Origin of the sequence: Halococcus thailandensis JCM 13552, from assembly GCF_000336715.1 — an archaeon.
GTDB lineage: Archaea > Halobacteriota > Halobacteria > Halobacteriales > Halococcaceae > Halococcus > Halococcus thailandensis.
Genome location: NZ_AOMF01000058.1, coordinates 1 through 2,219, shown reverse-complemented (window position 1 = coordinate 2,219; position 2,219 = coordinate 1). Strand labels below are relative to the sequence as shown.

Sequence of the window (2,219 nt, the reverse complement as noted above, 5' to 3'; positions counted from 1 at the left end):
GACAGAAGTGACGTTTTGCAGGGTCTGGGCGTTGTTGGACACAATTCCCACACCCTGCAACCTCGCACGTGACGCTTTCTATGACACGCTCTGTATACCATGTCCTCATGCCATTCTGGCATGGGTGTGATGTCGGTGACGACTCTCCCAGGAGGACTGCCGTATTCGTCGTCATGATCGCGTTTGTAGAGAATCTCAGCTGCTAATCGCTGTAGTTCATAGTTCCCGCCGTCATACTGCATCACACCGGCCAGTAGATGCTTGTAAAACAGTTCTTCGACGAGTTCGTGGCAGATGATCTCCCGATGGTACTGTTTGAGTTCAGGGTTCTCTAAGAGCACGATAGTGCCCATTGTTCCGAAGACGACTAACCGTCCGGGCATGTCTGGGGCGACCGAGGGATTTTCTTTGACATCCTGGTAGCTGGGCTGATCATCGATCGCCCTGAGAACGAATTCCTCGACGTCAGCAAGCATCCTCGTTTCGTTGCGTTCGCCGTTTTCGAGGTACGTGTTGTATCCGCGCTGGAAGACATCAGTGAGTTCGACCCCGGTTGATTCCCGAGGATTGAGTGCGACTTCCCATGCTCTGATCGTATCGTGTCGTGGTGAGGCTGGTGTGGATTCTGGCATTTTTAATTTACGTTTGATAAATATTTAATTTCTATATTCCTATGATTAGGTAATTCGCAGATATATGGCCTTCTATCTCACTCGTTGCGAGGTGTGTCCAAGGGCGAGTTGTCGAGTGCATTCAAAACGACTTCTGGCTCACTAATAAGAGTGTGCTCAAGATATGCGCCCTCATAGTCACCACCACCTGTGTGGTTTGCTTCCAAGAGACCAAGGAACGCCTGTTCTTTGAGTAGACGATAAACACGATCCTGTGATATTGAATCCATTCCCTCTCGATCAACGAGCCGCTGATAGAACTCGTATATCTCTGATGTGCGGAAGGTCGAAGTATTTCTGCTTTTGGTTAGAAGTGCCAAAGCTTGGAGTATGTACTTAACATGTGGCGGTGAACCACTGATAAGCTGCTTTACGCGATTAACTTCTGCCTTGGTGAGTGCTGCGTCAATGTGAGATTCGCTTACAGTAGTTAGACCATCTTTCTCTGCTAGTCTTCCAGCTTCATATAGCATATCTACTGCTTTACGTGCGTCTCCATGTTCTCGTCCAGCGAGAGCTGCCGTTTTCGGTACTACACCATCCTCTAAAACTCCCTCTTGGAAGGCTTCACGTCGATTGTTTAGAATAGAACGGAGTTGGTCCGGGTCGTATGGGTTAAATATAAGTTCGTTGTCCTGAAGACTCGAATGTACTCGCTGATCAAGGCGCTCTTTGTATTCAACTTTGTTACTGATACAGATCACCCCGATGTGGCAACTTGCTTTTCCACTTTCCTTAGCTCGAGAAAGACTTCGGAGAAGTTCGTCATCTTCTAACTTATCAATTTCATCGAGGATTGCAACAAACGAATCCACATTGTGTTTGTTGAGCATCTCCCAAGTCATATCTCGATAAGTAGCTGCTCCAACTCCCTTTCTAGGGATGTTGTGGTCTGTGTCTATATTCTCAGCGAGCTGCTGCGCTAATTCTCTGCTCGCCTGTGTTTCTGTTGTGTAGTCTGAACAGTCGACATAGCCATATTGAAGAGTTGCTCCGTTCTCTTGCGCTTGTCGTTGAGCTTCTCGTGTTGTACACCGCGAAACAAGTGACTTGCCGGTCCCTGTTTTTCCATATATTACTATGGAATCTGGGGGACCTCCACGAGTTCCTGGGCCGAGTGCACGTCCCATCTCGGTTATTTCGTCATCTCTTCCTACAACTCGATCTAGTTCCGGAACGTGTCCAACTCGAAGTAACTCTCGACGACGGAATATTTCTCCTCCACCGAAGATGTCGTCGGCGTCGACCATACCTTAGCCAGATACCCATCCTAGTTAAAGATATCGACCCTCGTACCGAGTGAGCACTTATAGATGTGGCTAAGAGAGCCTAAGAATACCTTTCACGCTCATTTATATACATCCACCACCCTCACACACACACCTCATAACGAGTGAGTGAATACAACCCGAGTACGTGTTTACCCCGAGGATGCAACAGCGGGTACAGCCTGAGCTCGTGAAATCATCTTGTTGTTTCGGGCGATTCGCTTGAACTCTTCGTAGGGATTGCGTCCCTGCTGGCGGCAGGTCGCCAGCAGGGACAGCA

The 2,219-nt window shown here is 48.5% G+C and carries 1 protein-coding gene and 1 pseudogene; both read right to left on the bottom strand.

The window, feature by feature from the left end; genetic code table 11:
* Window positions 1-632, bottom strand: a pseudogene (locus C451_RS23080) (hypothetical protein); the annotation flags it as partial.
* A gap of 77 nt (window positions 633-709) precedes the next feature.
* Complete coding sequence (locus C451_RS20585) at window positions 710-1,921, bottom strand: Cdc6/Cdc18 family protein (RefSeq protein WP_007737370.1); 1,212 nt, start codon at window positions 1,919-1,921, stop codon at window positions 710-712.
* Window positions 1,922-2,219 lie beyond the last annotated feature (298 nt).